General features: G+C 70.6%; 11 protein-coding genes. All 11 read right to left on the minus strand.

The window, feature by feature from the left end; genetic code table 11:
- Positions 1 to 2,551 (minus strand): Calx-beta domain-containing protein (locus BO39_RS13040; protein WP_043833943.1); only part of this gene is annotated, 2,551 nt, incomplete at its 3' end.
- Between the two features lie 400 nt (positions 2,552 to 2,951).
- The gene (locus tag BO39_RS13045; protein ID WP_043833944.1) at positions 2,952 to 4,037 is read right to left on the minus strand and encodes a polysaccharide biosynthesis/export family protein; all 1,086 of its coding nucleotides are present in this window, start codon (positions 4,035 to 4,037) and stop codon (positions 2,952 to 2,954) included.
- A complete protein-coding gene (locus tag BO39_RS13050) occupies positions 4,027 to 6,018 on the minus strand; it encodes a glycosyltransferase (protein WP_052402043.1) in 1,992 nt (663 codons plus the stop codon). The genes BO39_RS13045 and BO39_RS13050 overlap by 11 nt, the downstream gene beginning before the upstream one ends.
- A gap of 6 nt (positions 6,019 to 6,024) precedes the next feature.
- Complete coding sequence (locus BO39_RS13055) at positions 6,025 to 7,020, minus strand: NAD-dependent epimerase/dehydratase family protein (protein ID WP_084698105.1); 996 nt, start codon at positions 7,018 to 7,020, stop codon at positions 6,025 to 6,027.
- Between the two features lie 20 nt (positions 7,021 to 7,040).
- On the minus strand, positions 7,041 to 8,279 hold the full coding sequence (locus tag BO39_RS13060; RefSeq protein WP_043833948.1) for a KpsE/RkpR family capsule polysaccharide export protein: 1,239 nt from the start codon (positions 8,277 to 8,279) through the stop codon (positions 7,041 to 7,043).
- Positions 8,272 to 8,937: an ABC transporter ATP-binding protein gene (locus tag BO39_RS13065; protein WP_043833950.1), complete on the minus strand. Its 666-nt coding sequence runs from the start codon at positions 8,935 to 8,937 to the stop codon at positions 8,272 to 8,274. The genes BO39_RS13060 and BO39_RS13065 overlap by 8 nt, the downstream gene beginning before the upstream one ends.
- The gene (locus BO39_RS13070; RefSeq protein ID WP_043833953.1) at positions 8,934 to 9,704 is read right to left on the minus strand and encodes an ABC transporter permease; all 771 of its coding nucleotides are present in this window, start codon (positions 9,702 to 9,704) and stop codon (positions 8,934 to 8,936) included. The genes BO39_RS13065 and BO39_RS13070 overlap by 4 nt, the downstream gene beginning before the upstream one ends.
- Before the next feature lie 137 nt (positions 9,705 to 9,841).
- Positions 9,842 to 11,143, minus strand: coding sequence for a polysaccharide lyase domain-containing protein (locus tag BO39_RS13075; RefSeq protein ID WP_052402045.1), 1,302 nt, complete (start codon positions 11,141 to 11,143; stop codon positions 9,842 to 9,844).
- A complete protein-coding gene (locus tag BO39_RS13080) occupies positions 11,140 to 12,495 on the minus strand; it encodes a UDP-glucose dehydrogenase family protein (protein ID WP_052402046.1) in 1,356 nt (451 codons plus the stop codon). Before BO39_RS13080 ends, BO39_RS13075 begins: the two co-directional genes overlap by 4 nt.
- Positions 12,492 to 15,047 (minus strand): glycosyltransferase, encoded by a 2,556-nt coding sequence (locus tag BO39_RS13085; protein ID WP_052402047.1) that lies wholly within the window; start codon positions 15,045 to 15,047, stop codon positions 12,492 to 12,494. The genes BO39_RS13080 and BO39_RS13085 overlap by 4 nt, the downstream gene beginning before the upstream one ends.
- Complete coding sequence (locus tag BO39_RS13090; RefSeq protein ID WP_043833955.1) at positions 15,044 to 16,738, minus strand: asparagine synthetase B family protein; 1,695 nt, start codon at positions 16,736 to 16,738, stop codon at positions 15,044 to 15,046. Before BO39_RS13090 ends, BO39_RS13085 begins: the two co-directional genes overlap by 4 nt.
- Positions 16,739 to 16,744: the final 6 nt, after the last annotated feature.

The raw sequence follows: 16,744 nt of genomic DNA on the forward strand, positions 1-16,744 counted from the left end.
CGTCGTTCTGGATGGTGCCCGTGGCCGTGGCCGTGGTGATGGTGGTTCCGGACGAGGGCGAGGCCAGCGTGAGGGTGAAGGTCTCGTCGGTCTCGGCCAGGGCGTCGCCGGCGACGCTGACCGTGATGGTCTTGCTCGCCTCGCCGGCGGCGAAGGACACGGTGCCGCTGGGCAGGGTGCCGCCGAAGTCCGCGGCATTGGCGGCGTTGCTGCCGCTGCCGGTGACGGACCACTGGGCGGTGCTGGTGCCGCTGAGGTCGCCCGTGCGGGTGACCGTGTAGGCAAAGGCGGTGCTGCCGCTGTTTCCTTCCGCCTGGGTCAGCGGGCCGGAGAGCGCCAGGCGGCTGGCGGTGAGCTCGGCCGGCGTGAAGGTCGTGCCGGCAAAGGTGAAGAACTCGACGTCGATGAGCGTGTCCGTGCCTTCGGACGAGGTGACGACGATCGACCCGTCGGCGCCGCGGGAGACCGTGACGTCCTCGCGTGCGGCGGAGAAGACGGCGGTGTCGGTCCCGCCCTCGCCGGAGATCCAGTCGTCGCCGGCGCCGCCGATGATCCTGTCGTCGCCCGCGCCGGCCCAGACGGTGTCGTCCCCCTCCGCGCCATTGACGGTATCGTTGCCGGCGAGCGCGTAGATGGTGTTGTCCTGGTCGGTGGCGCTGATGGTGTCGTTGCCGGTGCTCGGCGCGACCGGGATGGCGCCGCCGAAGATGATATCGATCGGGCGGGTGTTGGTGTAGTTGCCGTAGACGTGGAGCGCCATGCCGCCGAGTGCGCTGAGCCCGTCGTAGGATACGCTGAAGGTCAGGACGTCGCCGCCCGCGAGCGGGCCGTAGCTCCGGTCGACGAGGCCCGTTCCGCTGAGGCTGGCGCTGCCGTTGCCGGTGAGGTCGGCATCTACCAGGCCCGAGATGGTGGCGGCGCCCTCGGCGCCGAGGTTGCCGATGGCGAAGGTGGCCTGGGAGGCCGTGCCGGTGACGAAGTCGATGTAGTAGGTCTGGACCCCGTTCACCATGCCGATCAGCTTCAGCTCCTGGCCGGACACGCTGACGGCGCCGAGGATGGCGCCCTGGCCGATCGTCGCCCCGGGGCCGTAGGTCGCGCTGCTCTCCGCGGCCGCCTTCCAGGCATCGATGGTCTTGTAGCTCGTGCCCTTGTAGAGCCAGGCCGAGCTGGCGTTCCCGGCCGCGGCGTAATACTCGTTGCCGGCGATGCTCGTCGTGCTCGAGCCCGGGCTGACGGCGAGGAAGGAGTCGGGGGTGCCGGTGAAGGCCACCGTGTTGCCGATGATCGTGGCGTTGCTGGCGTTGTAGGCGCTGTCGGACAGGTCGCCGATATTGATGATGTCGGGGTTGTAGCCGCCGTCCTGGTAGCTTGTGTTGTAGAGGAACTGAACGCCGGTTCCGCCCTTCTGATAGAGGCTCTTGCCGGAGGTGTGCGTATCGGTGTTGTCGAAGACGAGGGTCTCGCCCGACATGCCCTTCAGGACATAGGCGAGATCCGTGTAGTCCATGCTGTTGTCGTAGACCTGGGCGCCGTTCTGCCAGCCGACGAGAATGCCGTGCAGCTTCGACCCTTCCGAACCGGTATCGCCGATGCCGGTATTCCCGTAGATCTGGTAGTTGTTGACGTGGTTCCGCGCGATGGCGCCCGGGTCTGAGTCGGCGCCGACGAGGATGAGCTTGCTCGCGTCTCCGTCGATGAAGTTGCGGAGCGTGTTGTACCGGATCACCCCGTTCGAGGCGTCGTAGGGGGTGTCCGGATCGACGGTGACGAGGATCGTCGTGCCGATCTGGTCGCTCGTGGTGCCGGTCTGCGTGATGTCGTTGTGCTCGATCAGCGGATGCGCCACGTCGGTCAGGCGGATGCCGTAGTAGATCCCGCTGGCCCCCGCCGCGTTCAGGTTGGCCGTCACGCCCGAGATCACGACCGGGACGTCGTTGCCGTCGGCGTTGATGGTGGCGATGCCGCCGAAGCCGGAGCGCGCGACGCCCGGAAGGTTCACCGTTCCGCCGGTGATGGAGACAGAGCCCTCTATCAGGGCCTGCACGTTGATCATCGAGAGGGCGGTGGAGCCGGAGAACTGCACGTTCTCCAGGTCGAGGTGCGCGTGAGTGCCGGTGCTGACCCCCTGGATGCCGTAGCTGACGGGATTGACCAGCTTCGTGCCGTCCAGGTGGAGGGTATAGGCTGTTGCCTGGTCGTTGACCGTGATGAGGGCGGCGTTCGCGTTGATCCCGTCGATGATGATCTTGCCGAAGGTGACCGTGCCGCCGTTGTCCTCGGAGATCCCGATCACCCGGGACTGGCCCGACACGCCGCGGATGGTGGCGCCGTAGTCGGTGACGGGAAGCCAGGTGACGGAGTTCGAGATGACCAGCGTCTTGGCCGGGGAGTAGACGCCGTCGTTCAGGAGGACGGTGTCTCCGTTCGCCGCGACGGCGTTTGCCTTGTCGATCGTTGCCCAGGGACGCTCCCGCGAGCCATCGCCGGTCGTGTCGTTGCCTGCGGGAATGCCGTTCGCCGCGGTGGCTGAAACGTAGATGGTGCTCATTTCCGTATCCCTGGCGCCCGGTGTGGCTGCGGCGAGAAGCATCGCTCCGCGGCTTCCGCCTTCGGGGCGGAAGACGCTTGCGAAAGGGCCCGCAGGCTGTGTTCAGCCCGACCCGGCATCAGCCGTGGGTGCTCCCGACCAGCATCTTCGCCTCTCGCCAGCTCCCCTGATGATGAACAGGCATTCGCGCGACGGCCGGGATGTTCCAGCTGCTGGGCATGCCCGCTGCACGGCCGTTGCGATCGATCATTCCCGCATCGTCGCAGTTTGGGAGCCGGCCGGACATCGCAATCCGCTCCAGAAACGCCGCTCAAAAGGGATGAGATCGGGCGGTGCCTGTCGCGCCTCCGCCGCTTCCGGTCCGGGCTGGATCGGAAGCGGCGGGAGGCGGCGCCGGGTGCTAGAGCCCACCGATGGTGGCGGCGGAGGTCGACAGGGAGAGGACGCTGATGAAGGGGGCGACGACCTTCTGCGCCTCCCAGATGGGTGCGTTCGTGACGTAGAGGATATCGTTCGGTTGCACGGCGAAGCTATGCGCCAGCAGCATGGATTCGCCGCGTGACATATCGAGGTGGAACACGGCAGGCTGCGCCGCCGTCCCGCCGGTGGGGCGGAAGACGAAGACGCCGGCCGGATCCGCCGTGCGATCGTTCAACCCGCCGGCCGATCCCAGCGCGTCCAGCATGCTCATGCGGGAGAAGGTCATCGTCTGCAGCCCTGGCCGCAGCACGGAGCCCATGACCAGCAGGCGCTTCTCGTTGGGTTCCAGGATCACCTGATCGCCGGCCGAGAGGCGAAGGGAGGGCTGCGACAGGAGTTCGAGGTAGGGCAGGCGGCGGGGCGGTGCCTGCTGGTTGTAGATGACGGCATCCAGCGCCTGGGCGGGCTGCGTGGGGCCGCCGGCACGCGCCACCGCGTCGAGAACCGTGAGCGGGCCGTCCAGCAGCGTCACGCGCCCGGGTGTCCGCACCTCGCCCGACACCAGCACGGAGTGATGGGTGCTGCTGGCGAGCTGGACATGCACGCGCGGGTCGACGGCCGTGCCCGTCAGGGCTCCGGTGATGCGTGCCGCGGCCTGGGCGAGGGATAATCGGGCGACCTGGACGCGCCCGGCATAGGGAAGCGTGACCGCCCCGCCCTCGTCCACCCGGACCCCGGGGAAGTTGCTGCCGCCGGTGGAGGCGGGCGCGAAGAGGCCGCCGTCGCTGCGCTCGAAGATCACGATGTTGAGGACGTCCCCGGGCGCGATGCCGAACTGGTCCGGCCGCGTGCTCGCACCGGTGACGTCGATGCGGGAGCGTGCGGCGAGGGCGTAGGGGCGGATCGTGGATGCCGAGATCTCGATGACGTCGTAGATCCGCTCATTGGGCGGGGCTGAAAGAATGGCCGAATAGCTCGGTCCGTTCCGCGCGGTGAGTCCGCAGGCTGCCAGTGGCATGATGAGCACGAAGCAGAACAACAGCCTGACGAATCTTCTACCGCGCATAGCTTTCCACCGTTCCTTCCAGCATCCGATCGACCGAGAAATGGTCCGTGACGAAACGCTTCGCCGCCCGCGACATCGGGCCGGCGCGGCCGCCCGCCTCCATCACCTGGAGCACCCGTTCGGCGATCTCCTCGGACCGCACCGTCTCGGCGCTCTCCAGGAGGAAGCCTGTCTTGCCGTGAAGGATCGCTTCCGGCGTGCCGCCCGCTGGTGTTGCGACGGCGGGGACGCCGGCGAGCTGGGCCTCGAGCACGACGTTGGGCATTCCCTCGAAGCGCGAGAGGAGCACGAGGCAATCCATCTGGGAGAGCCAGTAGCCGACCTCGGTGGATCGCCCGGTGAACAGGACGCGGCCGCCGAGGCGCGCTGCCTTCTCCTCGGCCTGGCCGCGCAGCGGGCCGTCGCCGATGAGGATGAATCTTGCGTCGGGGCGCCTGGCGAGGAGGGTGGCCGCGAAATCGATGAATTCCAGGGGCCGCTTGTTCTCGTCGAAGCGCATGACGGCCCCGACGGTCAGGCCGGGACCGCAGGCCGCGTCGAAGGCGGCCATCAGCGCCCGTGCCGCGGAGCTTCCCTTCGGGGAGAGCGGCGCGATGCCGTTCGGCACCACCCGGATGCTGTCAGGGTCCATGCCGATGTACCCCGCGTAGCGGGCCGCCGCGAAGCGCGAGTTGGAGGTCCAGGTCACGCCGGGAATGGATGCGAGCAGCGGGTAGAGCGATGCGTATTCGGGGCTGTCCCGCCCCGGCCGGTCCGGTGGCGGCGCGGTTCGCACGGACAGCACGATGCGCGGGACGCCGGCGAGGAGGGCGGCCAGCGAGCAGGCAAGGATGGTTCCGTCCTGCCAGAGGTGGACAACGGACGGCGCCATCGCCTGGAGCCCGCGCGTCAGCCGTGCCGTTGCCTCGGCCACGCGGGGGGAGAGGAAGCGGAGAAGTTCCGTCAGCTCCCCGGAGAGATGGTGCTCGGGCATGACGGCGTAGGACCACAGCCCGACGCCGTGCCGCTCCAGGACGGGCAGGAAGAAGGCGCCGCCCGGCCGGGCTTCGGTGGAACGGCAGATCACGCGGACCTGGCCCAGGTTGTGCCCGCCGATCCGTCTCCGCTCCAGGTGTGCCCCGTGCAGGCCGACGGCGGAGGTGACCATCTGGCGTTCCGCGCCGCCCGCGCCGAGGGACGCGCCGACCATCACCACGTCGCCCACCGAGTCCTGGAAGGGAGGAGGTGCCGTCCGGCCCTGCGCGGCGCGCTGGATGAGGGAGGCGAGGACGGCGCTGCCGGCGTGGCCGTTCCCCTCGTGCCGCACGACGCCGTCCAGCACGGCCAGGTCGGATGCGATGCGCGCCGAGGCGGCCAGGAGGCGCGGCCTTGGTCCGAGCCGTTGCGCGCCCTGGTCGATGACGTCGCGGGCGGCCCAGGGGTGCCCGCGTCGTTCCTCGACCTGCGCCCGTATCAGCCAGCCCATCTCGTATGCCGGGTGCGAGCGGACGAGGCGGTCGAAGGCGGCATCCGCGAGGCGGGCTTCCCCGATTTCCTCCAGGGCGCGAGCGAGGAGGAGGGTGTCCGCGGGCAGCGTGGGCGGTTCCGGGAAGTGCCGTGCGAGTTCGACGGCGGCGGGCCCGGGGCCGTCGTTCCTCAGGATCCAGCGCAGCGTCACCAGCATCGCGTCGTGATTGCGCGGGAAGCGTTGCAGCAGCGCCCGCCATGAGCCGATCGTGTCCTGCCGCTCCCGCAGCCGCTCCAGCAGGCGGAGCGCCAGGACCTGCAGCCGCTCCGTCGTCGGGTAGCGCGCTATCAGCCGGAGGACGTCGTCCAGCACCGCCGATGCGTCGGGCCGGGACACCCAGGATTCCGCCATGCTGACGGTGCTCGATGGAGCAGGCTGCGTTCCGATGCCGCGGGCGACCGCGGCGCTCACCGGATCGGCCTCATCGGCCCCCGCATAGTCGAGATCAAGCAGGGAGCTATCGTTGCCGTCCATGGCGCGTCAGACGCCGTAATGGTCGCGGTACCAGTCGACGAAGGCGGCCACTCCCTTCCGGACGGGCGTGTTGGGGACGAAGCCCGTCAGTTCCGCCAGGGCCGAGGTGTCGGCCCATGTCCGGGGAACATCGCCTGCCTGCATCGGCAGGTAGTTCCGCACCGTGTCGCATCCGGTGGCTTCCTCGACCGCCTCGATGAGGTCGATCAGCTCCACGGGCTGGTTGTTGCCGATGTTGACGATGCGGAAGGGCGCGGACTTGCTCTGGCAGGCCGGCGTATCCGTCTCCACCCGTGGAGGCAGTTCGGTGAGGCGGACAACGGCTTCGACAAGGTCGTCCACATAGGTGAAGTCGCGCTGCATGCGGCCGTAGTTGAAGACGTCCAGCGGCTTTCCCGCGATCGCGGCGTCGGTGAATTTGAACAGGGCCATGTCGGGGCGTCCCCAGGGGCCATAGACCGTGAAGAAGCGGAAGACCGTCGTCGGGATGCCCCAGAGGTGCGAGTAGGAATGGGCCATTCCCTCCGTCGCCTCCTTCGTCGCGGCGTAGAGCGTCAGGGGATGGGCCGTGCGGTGGTGCTCGGCGAAGGGCAGCTCCGTGTTCGCGCCGTAGACGGAGGAGGTGGAGGCCATCAGCAGGTGGCCGACGCCGCGCTGCCTTGCCCCCTCCAGCACGTTGAAGGTGCCGACGAGGTTCGCGTTGATGTAGGCGCGCGGGTTCTCGAGGCTGTAGCGCACGCCGGCCTGGGCGGCGAGGTGGATCATGACGTCCGGGTTCGCGGCGTCGAGCATCTCGTTCAGGGCGGCCTCGTCCTCCAGCATCGCCTCGCAGGAGGTGAAGCGCGGGAACTCGTGCAGCAGCGCGTGGCGGCGCTGCTTGAGCGACACGTCGTAGTAGTCGGTCATGCCGTCGAAGCCGGCCACGAAGTGTCCGTCCTGCAGGAGACGCCGGGCGAGGTGGAACCCGATGAACCCCGCCGTTCCCGTCACGAAGAAGCGCACTGGGTTGAGGTGCATGGCTTTCACGTCCGATCGAGGATTGCGTGGTAGAGCAGGGTGGCCATCGCCCAGGCGATCAGGGCGCTGCCGGCCACCAGGAGGATCGAGAGGGTGGCGTTGGGGTAGCTCGCCTCGCTTGCGAGCACCGGCCGGACATAGGTCACGACGTAGCTCCGCTGGCGTGCCGCCTCCATCCGGGCGGCCTGGGCCAGCCCCAGGGCCTGGGTGAAGTACTGCTCGGCGATCCGGAGCGCCGCGGTGAGCGCCTCGTTCTGCGAGAGGATCTCGGCCCAGGAGCTGCTGCTCCGGTCGCCGGCGCTTCGGCTGGACTGGCTGCCCGCATCGGCCAGTTGCGCGCGCAGGGCGCGGGCGCGCGCCGCCGCGGCGGCGTACATCGGGCTGCCCGGGCCGGACCCCGCGCGGAGGGCTTCGGCCTGCGCGTCCGCCACCGCGAGATCCTGGCGCAGTTGCAGCTCGATCGCCGTGCCGGAGGCCGAGGCCTTGCTCGGGTCGAGCACGCCGGAGGTCGTGCGGAAGCTCTGCATCTCGGACAGCGCCGCGTTGAAGCGCCCGCGCGCGGTTTCGACCTGCTGCTCGGCAAGGCGCATCGAGTCCGCGATGACGCGTTGCGACATGTCGTTGGCGAGCCGCTCGCTGCTCGCCAGCACGGCCTCCGCGAGGGCGAGGGATTCCGTGGCCGTGAAGGCGCGCGTGCTGATGGTGAGGACGCCGCGCGACAGCTCGAACTGCGCCTTGACGTGTGACCGCCAGGCATCGAACAGGGCCTCGGTCGAGGAGTCGGGGCGGAGGCGGACGATCGGGTCTGCCTTGGTGCTCGTCAGGATGGAGCGGACATCGAGACCGGCCTTCTGGACGTCCTCCATGGCCGGGACGGAGTGGATGTAGTCCACGATCCCGTATGACTGCGTCACCGGCGCGGCCGAGGTCGAGGGGCCGAGGGCGGCGACCAGCGACGAGGGCCCGCCCCCATCGCCTCGCTGGGAGTCGCCGATGCGGAGCGCCACCACCGCCTTCGTGACGTATTGCGGCGTGACGATCCAATTGAAGTAGACGGAGGCCAGCAGCGTCGGCAGCACGACGACCAGCAGGAAGGACCAGAGCACGCCGTGGCTTCTTCGCTGCTCGACGGGGAAGTGCGGGAGGGTGAGGCCGGCCAGGACCGGCCTGTCCGGACGACCGGGTGGGGCGGCTGGCAGGCCCGGCTGCTTCGCTTCGGGCTCGCGGATATGGAGATCAGGCATCGGTCACCGCAATCCGGTTCTGGTAGGCGTCGGCGGCTTCATCGGCCGAATGGAAGGCGTGAAGCTGCCCGCAATCGAGGATCACGACGGTGTCGCAGAAGCGGCGCACGTTGGCGGCGCTCTGCGAGGCCATGATCAGTCCGGCGTGCCGCCGCCTTTCGGCCAGGGCGGCAAGGCATTTGCGCTTGAATCCGACGTCGCCCACGGAGCTGACCTCGTCGATGAGGTAGACGTCGAACTCGATGGCGATGGACATCGCGAAGGTCACGCGGGCGCGCATCGTGTTCGAGTAGGTCAGCAGGGGCCGGTCGAAATGGGAGCCAATCTCGGCGAAGTCCCGCACGAAGCGGGTGATCTCGACCGGATCCGCGCCGTAGAGCCGGGCGATGAACTGCACGTTCTCCCGTGCGGAGAGGGTCGGGTGGAAGCCGCCGCTGTATCCGAGCGGGAAGGATACCCGGCACGACCTTATGATCTGTCCCCGGTCGGGCAGTTCCATGCCGCCGATCATCCGGAGCAGGCTCGACTTCCCGCTGCCGTTCGCGCCGAGGATCCCGACGGCGGCGCTGCCGTCGAAGACGGCGGAGAGGGCGTCGCACACGACATGGCGGTTCGACCCGTGGCCGTAGGCCTTCGAGACGTTGCGGAGTTCTATCATGTGTAGGCCAGCCGCGGACGGGCCGCGCGGAGCATGCTGAGGCCCAGCAGCAGGGAAGCCAGCACCCAGCTGATGAGATAGGTCCGGTCGAGGACGGGGGTGCTGTAGTCGGAACGGAAGCCGGTGCGGAACCACTGCACCGCGTGGAGCACGGGGTTCCAGGACAGCCAGTACTGGAGGTTGCTCGGGATGCGGTCGACCGAGAAGAAGATCCCGGAGAAGATGTAGAGCGGGCGGGTCAGCACGCCGTAGATGTGAACCCAGGAACTCCAGAGCGACATGGCCGTGGCGTTGACGAGCCCGACGCCCAGCCCCAGCGCGAAGGTCAGGAGCGCGGCAAGCACCGCCGTTTCCGGCGAGACCGGGGGTTCCATCACCTCCATTGCCAGCAGGAGGACGACGAGGATGGAGATGACCACGACCCAGGTCAGCCCCGCCAGCACGGCGCGCGCCACGATCATGTCGAGTGGCGAGACGAAGGGCATGCGCAGGACCTTCTGGCTTCCGCGCACCGCGCCGCCGACCTGCAGCGCGACCTTGTGGAAGAGGAAGAAGGGCAGGACGCCCGTGATGAAGAAGAGCACGACGCTCGGGCCGACGGGCGCCCGGCGGTTGATGGCCCAGTACACGACGCACATGACGGCGACGTGCGACAGCGGCTCGATAAGGGCCCACAGGTAGCCGATGCGGCTTCGGCCGGACTGTGTCTTCGCCTCCCGCAGCAGGAGCGCGCCCGACATCTGTGCGCGGCGGGCAAGTGCCTCCATGAAGCCCGGTTGCCGTTGCCGCTGGGGGACGGAGACCGAACCGCCGTGTCGATCGCTGCTCTTCATGGGGCGAGGTTATGGCTCGTCCCCCCTGCAATCACGCAGTGTTTGATCCAGATTGGGATCGAACTTGGTCCCTAGCGCGCGGCGCAGATGCCGGGCCAGGGCGATGCCGCGCCTTGCGGGCCGGCGAAGCGCAGCAGGCACGCGGCGAGTTGGGTTGGGTCCTGGGTGGGATCGACGACGGGGATCGGGGTTCCCTCCGCCGCCAATTCGGCGAGAGCAAGGGCGGGGGCGTGCTGGACGACGCGCAGGCGCCCCACCAGGCTGGTGGCGGTCGCGGCGACGGCGCCATCGGCCTCCGTCGAGGCGTCCCCTGCCCTTCTCATCGCGGAGACGGGGCCGAGGCCGAGGCGGGCTTGGGCGGTTGGGTTGACGAGGATGTCGCCCTCGCTGGCGATCAGGCCTCCGCTCGCGGCCGCGGCGCCGTAGGCAGCGCCGCTGCGTCCGTCCGAGTATGTGGTGGGGGCGAGGACCGTGAGGTTGTTCACAGAGTGCACGAAGGCTCCGGCATCGGCCTTCGGGTGGCGCTGGCCGGTGAGGAGGAACACGTTGGCGACGAGGCTCACGCGGATCATGGGCCGCATTCTGCCGGCCAGGTGGTCGAGCGGCTGGGCGCACTCGGGTATCCATTGCCTGGCGGTGCATGTCAGCACGCCGAACAGCATGACCTTGTTGTGCGATTCGATGCGGTTGAAGGCGATGGAGACCCTGCCGGGGTCGGTGGTCACCTCGCTTCTCACGACGTCGATGCATCCGTCGCCGCAGCGGGAGAAGTGGTTGTTGAGCAGGGCGACCCGGTCGAAGCGGCCGCGCAGGCCTATGGCATCCGCGATCCTCGTATCGGGCTCCGAGTAGTCGGACTTGGTGAAGCGGATCCCGGCGACGAGGACGTTCTGGACGTTCTGCACGAGGAGGCTTGTCTGGTAGGCGGGGGCGTGCAGGACGACGCCCTCGCACCCGCCGTCGACGGTGGTGTTCGAGGGGAGGCGGATGCCCCGGCTGAGGTTTATCGTTCTCCCGGCGAGTTCCGGCGCGAAGGCGATCCAGCCGCCGCCTTCCTGGCGGGCCTTCTCGACCGCCCAGCGGATGGTGCCGGCCGTCGATGCGTCGCCCTCCGCGGTGTCGCGCACGAGGAGGAGGCGGTGGCCGAGCCCGCCCGTGGTGCCGCGGGCCTCGCCCGGGACCCGCGATGGAAGCGGGTTCTCGCGGACGATCCCGGCGGCGTCGGCCACCGGCTGCCGGCATGTGGCCGGGGCCGGCAGCGTGGCCGCGCGCGCCTCGGCGCGATCGAGGAAGTCCCGCGCTCCGGCCGGCTGCGCCCCCGCCTGCGGTGACAGGAGGAGGAGCAGCGCCAGCGCGGAGCGCGGGCGGATCATGGCAGGGCCAGCAGCGATTCCTGCGGCAGGCTGGGCGCGGTCACCTCGGAGGGGCAGCCGAGCCCGGTGTAGAGGAAGCCGCGCGCGCCGGCTTCTCCGGGCGTGTAGATGTTCCGAAGGTCCACGAGGATGGGCGACCTCATGCTCACCCGCAGCCGGTCGAGGTCGAGGGCCCGGAACATGTCCCACTCCGTTACCATCACGACGGCATCGGCGCCCTGGGCTGCCTCATAGGGGCCTTCGGCATACTCGACGTCCTGGAGGACGGCCTCCGCCTGCTCGCGTCCGGCGGGATCGTAGGCCTTTATCCGGGCGCCGGCATCCTGCAGGGCGGTGACGATGGCGATGGAGGGCGCGTCGCGCATGTCGTCCGTGTTCGGCTTGAAGGTCAGGCCGAGCAGGGCGATGGTCTTGCCGCGCACGCTGCCGCCGCAGGCCTGCACGATCTTGCGGCCCATCGCGCGCTTGCGCTGGTCGTTCACGCTGGCCACCGCCTCGGCGATGCGGCAGTTCGAGCCGTAGTCCTGGGCGGTCTTGATCAGCGCGCTCAGGTCCTTGGGGAAGCAGGAGCCGCCGAAGCCGGGGCCGGCGTGCAGGAACTTGTTGCCGATGCGGCGGTCGAGGCCGATGCCGCGCGCCACGTCCTGCACGTTGCCGCCGACGCGCTCGCAGAGGTCGGCGATCTCGTTGATGAAGGTGATCTTGGTCGCGAGGAAGGCGTTCGCGGCGTATTTGGTGAGTTCCGAGGTGCGCCGGCCCGTGAACAGGATCGGGGCCTGGTTGAGGCAGAGGGGGCGGTAGACCTCCATCATGACCTCGCGCGCGAACTCGTCCTCGGTGCCGATGACGATGCGGTCGGGGCGCTTGAAGTCCTCGATCGCGGCGCCTTCACGCAGGAATTCAGGGTTCGACACCACCGCGAAGGGCATGCCGGTGCGCTGGTCCTGGATGATGCGCTCCACCTGGTCGCCGGTGCCCACGGGAACCGTCGACTTCAGGACGATCACGGCGTAGCCGGTGAGCTCCGAGGCGACGTCCTGCGCGGCGCGGTAGACGTAGCTCAGGTCCGCGTGGCCGTCGCCCCGGCGGGACGGCGTGCCGACGGCGATGAACACCACCTCCGCGCCGGCGATGGCCCATGCCATGCTGGTGTCGAAGGCGAGGCGGCCTTCGGCCATGTTCCTGGCCACCAGCTCCTCCAGGCCCGGTTCGAAGATCGGGATGCGCGAGGCCTGTAAGGCCGCGATCTTGGCGGGGTCCATATCGACGCATCGGACGTTGTGCCCGAAATCCGCCAGGCATGCTCCCGTGACGAGGCCGACATAGCCGGCGCCCACGATTGCGATCTTCATGGTTTGAACCCCTGTGGTTGTTGGCTTACGCCATAGGCATCGAGGGTGTCGGACAACATTCTGGCGATGCCGAAACGCTGCTCGATGAAGGCTGGGGCGCCGACGCGCGCGCGGGCGCGCATCGGTTCGTCCCGCAGGACCCGCGCGACGGCGTCCGCGAGGGGCCCGGCATCGTCCGTGGGGACGAGCACGCCGGTGATCCCGTCCAGCACCGCCTCGGCGGAGCCGCCCGCATTCGTCGTCACGACGGGGACGCCGAGGGCCTGCGCCTCGAGAAGAACGTTGGGCAGGCCTTCGACCTCGCTCGCGAGGAGCATTACGTCCATCGCGCCGATCCAGGGCTCCACCGGGCTGCGCCGCCCGGCGAGTGTCATGCGGCCGCTCAGGCCACGCTCCGCGATGAGGGCCTCCAGCTCGGCCCGCAGCGCGCCGTCGCCCACGATGACGAAGTGGCTGCGCGGCACGCGGGCCGCGACGAGTTCCGCGACGGCGAGCCAGAGATGCGGGCGCTTGGCGGGCGCGAGGCGGAAGGTGCCGCCCATGAGGAGATCGTCGGGCCCGAGGCCGAGTTCCGCGCGGACGGCCTGCCGTGCCGCGGCCGGTGCGCGGGCGCGCACCGCCGGGAGTTCGAGGCCGTTGCGGATCACCTGGATCCGTCCCGGCGCCATGCCCAGCCAGCGCTCGTAGTCCTGGGCACCGGCGCCGGAGTTCGCCGTGAAATGCGCCCCGGGGCAGCGGGCCAGGGAGAGGTACATCGTGGAAAGGTAGCGCCGGTAGCGGCGCCGGTCGGTTTCGGTGGCGACGACGTTGCGCGTGGAGGCGACGATGCGCGGCACGCCGGCCAGGACCGCCGCCACCGATCCGGAGGTGATGACGCCGTCCTGCCAGAGATGGACGAGTTCCGGGCGGAAGCGGCGGAAGCAGTCGTAGAGCTTGATGACGTCGCGCGAGATGCCGGCGGGCAGCGCGGCGATGAGTTCCAGGGCCGCCCGCGCCGCGGGCTCGGCGGCGGCAATGTCGCGGAACAGCGCTGGCGCCGACACCTTCGCGAGGTCCTCGATCGTCAGCTCCGGAACCTCGGCGACCGGGCGCATCGTGGAGCGGCCCCTCTCGGGGTTCAGGTCCAGCCCGACGAGGACCCCGCGCCCGAGCCCGCGTGCGGCGAGGTGCCGCGCGACGCCTGCGGCGGAGAGCGCCACCTGCCTTTCCGCGCCGCCGGCGCTGAGGGACGAGGTCACCAGCATGTAGGTCGGGGTGGGGGAGATGAGGGGCCGCTCGGGCGGATGGAGCAGCGCGCGCTCGAACAGCGTGTCCGGGAACTCCGCGACGCCGGCACCGGGGGCCGGGAGGCGGAGAGCCGCGGCGCAGCGCACCGCCATGCGCAGGGTTTCGGGCGCGGCATTGCCCTCCTCCACGGCGGCGGAGAGGTAGCCCCAGGCGCGCTGGTAGTGGCCGCCCTTGAGGAGCGCGGCGGCGGCGGTCTCGCGCGCCCGGCCGCGCGTCTGCGGATGGGCCATCACCCCCGCGGCGAGGGCGGCGGCGCGGTCGTGCCAGCCGCAGGTCGATTCGAGCACGGCGAGGTCGACCAGCCCCTCGACCCCCCTGCCCCGGAAATAGACGCGCGCTTCCTCGAGGAGCTTTTCGAGCGCCGCGTTCCGCTCGAGGTTGGCGAGGGCCACCATCAGGCCGCGCCAGTGCTCGACCACCGTGCGGTCGAGCGTCAGGGCGTGGCGCCACGCCTCAGCGGCGCCCGCCCAGTCCTTGAAGCCGGCCATCAGGCGCGCCTGGCCGACGCGCGGCCCCGCCTTGTCCGGCTCCAGCGCGACGATCCTGGCGGCGATGCCGAGCAGCGCCGCCTTGTCCTCGCCGGCCGATTGCGCGACGCGGAGCCGCGTGCGCCAGAGTGCCGCGACGCCCGGGTGGACCGCGATGGCGCGTTCCAGCATGGCGATGGCGGCGGCCGGCTGGCCGAGGGCGTCGCGGGCTTCGGCGATCCGCACCGCGGCGGCGATGGAGCTGCTCCACATCGCCTCGGCACGGTCGAGGGTGGCGCGCGCGGCGGCCGTGTTGCCGGCGCGCTGGGCCTCGGTGGCGACGAGGGTCAGGGAGAAGGCGGTTTCCGGCCAGTCGGCGGCGTGTTGCTCGAGCACCGCGCGGCGCGAGACCGGGCCTTCCGCGAGGCTGAGGCGCGCTTCCAGCAGCAGCTCGGCGGCGGCGAGATCGCCCGGCGAGACCGCGAGATAGGCGGAGAGCATGCGCTCCGCTTCCGCGTGGTCTCCGCGCTCCGCGGCGTAGCGGCCGAGGCGCCAGAGGTGGCGTCCATCCCCGCCGGAGCCGGCCTGGCGGCCGATCTCGAGCCAGAGCATGCGCGCGCGGTGCTTGTTGCCGCTGGCTTCCAGGGCGGTGGCGAGCAGCGCCTTCGCTTCCGGTGCCTCGGGCGCGGCGTCCACGACGCCCTGCAGCAGGGCCACCGCCGCTTCGCTGTGGCCGGAGCGCAGGCAGGCGCGCCCGTCGCGCAGCCGGGTGGCCAGGTCGGGCGCGGTGGTGCTCATGCGGCCTCGCGCACGGCGGCGGGGGCGATCTCGTCCTGGGCGGGCTTGGCGGCCGCCTTCCAGGCGTTGCCGTCGAGGAAGGCCTGGCACCAGAGTTCCACGCCGAGCATGGCCCACAGGACCGCCGGGTCGAGGTCCGGGCGGGCCTTGTGGCGGCGGAGCAGCGCGGGCACCCGGCCCTGGCTGAAGAGGTGGCGGTTGCGGGATGCGGAGCCGAGCAGGGTCTCCTCGGTGAACTCGCGCAGGGCGGGTGCCATCGGGTTCCAGGCGGAGAGGTCCGCTTCGACGGGGCTCCGCCCCTGGACCAGCCAGCGCCGCGCTGCATCGGGCAGGCCGAGCAGGAGGCCGGAGAGGCGGCTGTCCAGGAAGGGGCAGACGAGGGTGGCGCCGGTCAGGCTGGCCGCGATGTCGAGGGCCGGAAGCTCGCGCGAGGGCACCCTCATGGTGAGGTCGAGGCGCGCGGCCTCGGCCATCAGGAAGGCCGGGTTGGCCTCGCAGAGGGACGTTCCGTAGAGGTCCGGGGCGGCGAGGACGAGCGTGTGCAGGAGTGCCGGGCCGAGCAGGCCCATCCGGTCGCCCTCGGGCATCCCGCCGCTGGCGGCGTGCCAGAGGTCCCGGGCGGAGAGCGGGGCTTCGTGGAAGCCCCCGTCGGCGGGCTTCGTGCCCGAACCCTCCCGCAGCTTCGCCAGGTCGCGGTGGAAGAGGCGGTAGCGGCGATGGGCGAGCAGCAGCTCGGCCGCGCCCGTGGGGGCGAGCAGCAGTCCGCCCTCCGCCCCCGCGGCGAGCGCCGGGAGGATGACGTCCGGCGCGATGGGTTCGCCCTGGTGCAGGACGAGGCGCTGGATGAGTTCCGGGTCCGGCGGAGGGAGTTCCGCGGTGCTCTCCCGCACGCCGGGCAGGCAGGCGAGCAGCAGGGGGGTTCCTTCGCCGCTGCGCGGCGTGACGGCGTCCTCGTCCAGGCCCTGCTCCTTCAGGGCGGCCATGATGAGGGGCGTGAGGCTTCGCGCCGGGCGCGCCGGCTCGGAACCGGTGGCGGGCATGCTCCACCAGCGCCGCTCCCGCACCGAGCCGTCCGCGCCGACCACCATCAGGTGACCTGGCGGGAGGCGGCGCACGCGCATCAGCGGGCTGCATCCCAGCGGCGAGTACCCGAAGGCGATGATGGCCGAGAGGGCCGCGAGGTTCGGCTCGGGCCGGAGCCCGGGCCAGGCGAGCAGGGCCTGCAATTCGGAGGCGAAGGCGACCGCGCCGTCCGCGCCGCCGATGGTGGCCACGAGGAGGGGGGACTGGCCGAAGCGGTCCCGCGCGAGGGTCAGGGTGCCGGTGCCGGCATCGAGAACCGCGAGGGCGAAGGCGCCTTCGAGGCGGGGCAGCAGCCCCTCGTCCCAGGTCTCCCAGCCCGCGAGGACCGCGTCCGCGTCGCGCGTGCCCTCCGGCTCGACGCCGGCTGCGCGCAGGTCGGCGAGAAGTTCCTCCCTGTTCGTCAGCCGGCCCTCGAAGGCGAGGCTGTGGCGCGCGCCGGTTCGCGTGTCTCCGGCCAGAAGAAGGGAATGGCCGCGCGCCCGCTCCTCGAGCAACCACTGGGCCTTGCCGGCATTGCGGTGCGCCAGCCGCCGCCTGACCTCGTTCGCGGCCGTCATGGGCGCGGCCGCGGGCGGTGCCGCGCCGGCGTAACCAGCGAGGAATCCCATCCCCCT

The organism is Roseomonas aerilata DSM 19363, assembly GCF_000711725.1.
GTDB classification, from domain to species: Bacteria; Pseudomonadota; Alphaproteobacteria; order Acetobacterales; family Acetobacteraceae; genus Roseomonas; species Roseomonas aerilata.

Bases quoted from the DNA above. Each gene is read 5' to 3' on its own strand.
- BO39_RS13045 (WP_043833944.1), bottom strand. From the start codon at position 4,037: ATGCGCGGTAGAAGATTCGTCAGGCTGTTGTTCTGCTTCGTGCTCATC.
- BO39_RS13050 (WP_052402043.1), bottom strand. From the start codon at position 6,018: ATGGACGGCAACGATAGCTCCCTGCTTGATCTCGACTATGCGGGGGCC.
- BO39_RS13060 (WP_043833948.1), bottom strand. From the start codon at position 8,279: ATGCCTGATCTCCATATCCGCGAGCCCGAAGCGAAGCAGCCGGGCCTG.
- BO39_RS13065 (WP_043833950.1), bottom strand. From the start codon at position 8,937: ATGATAGAACTCCGCAACGTCTCGAAGGCCTACGGCCACGGGTCGAAC.
- BO39_RS13070 (WP_043833953.1), bottom strand. From the start codon at position 9,704: ATGGAGGCACTTGCCCGCCGCGCACAGATGTCGGGCGCGCTCCTGCTG.
- BO39_RS13075 (WP_052402045.1), bottom strand. From the start codon at position 11,143: ATGATCCGCCCGCGCTCCGCGCTGGCGCTGCTCCTCCTCCTGTCACCG.
- BO39_RS13080 (WP_052402046.1), bottom strand. From the start codon at position 12,495: ATGAAGATCGCAATCGTGGGCGCCGGCTATGTCGGCCTCGTCACGGGA.
- BO39_RS13085 (WP_052402047.1), bottom strand. From the start codon at position 15,047: ATGAGCACCACCGCGCCCGACCTGGCCACCCGGCTGCGCGACGGGCGC.
- BO39_RS13090 (WP_043833955.1), bottom strand. From the start codon at position 16,738: ATGGGATTCCTCGCTGGTTACGCCGGCGCGGCACCGCCCGCGGCCGCG.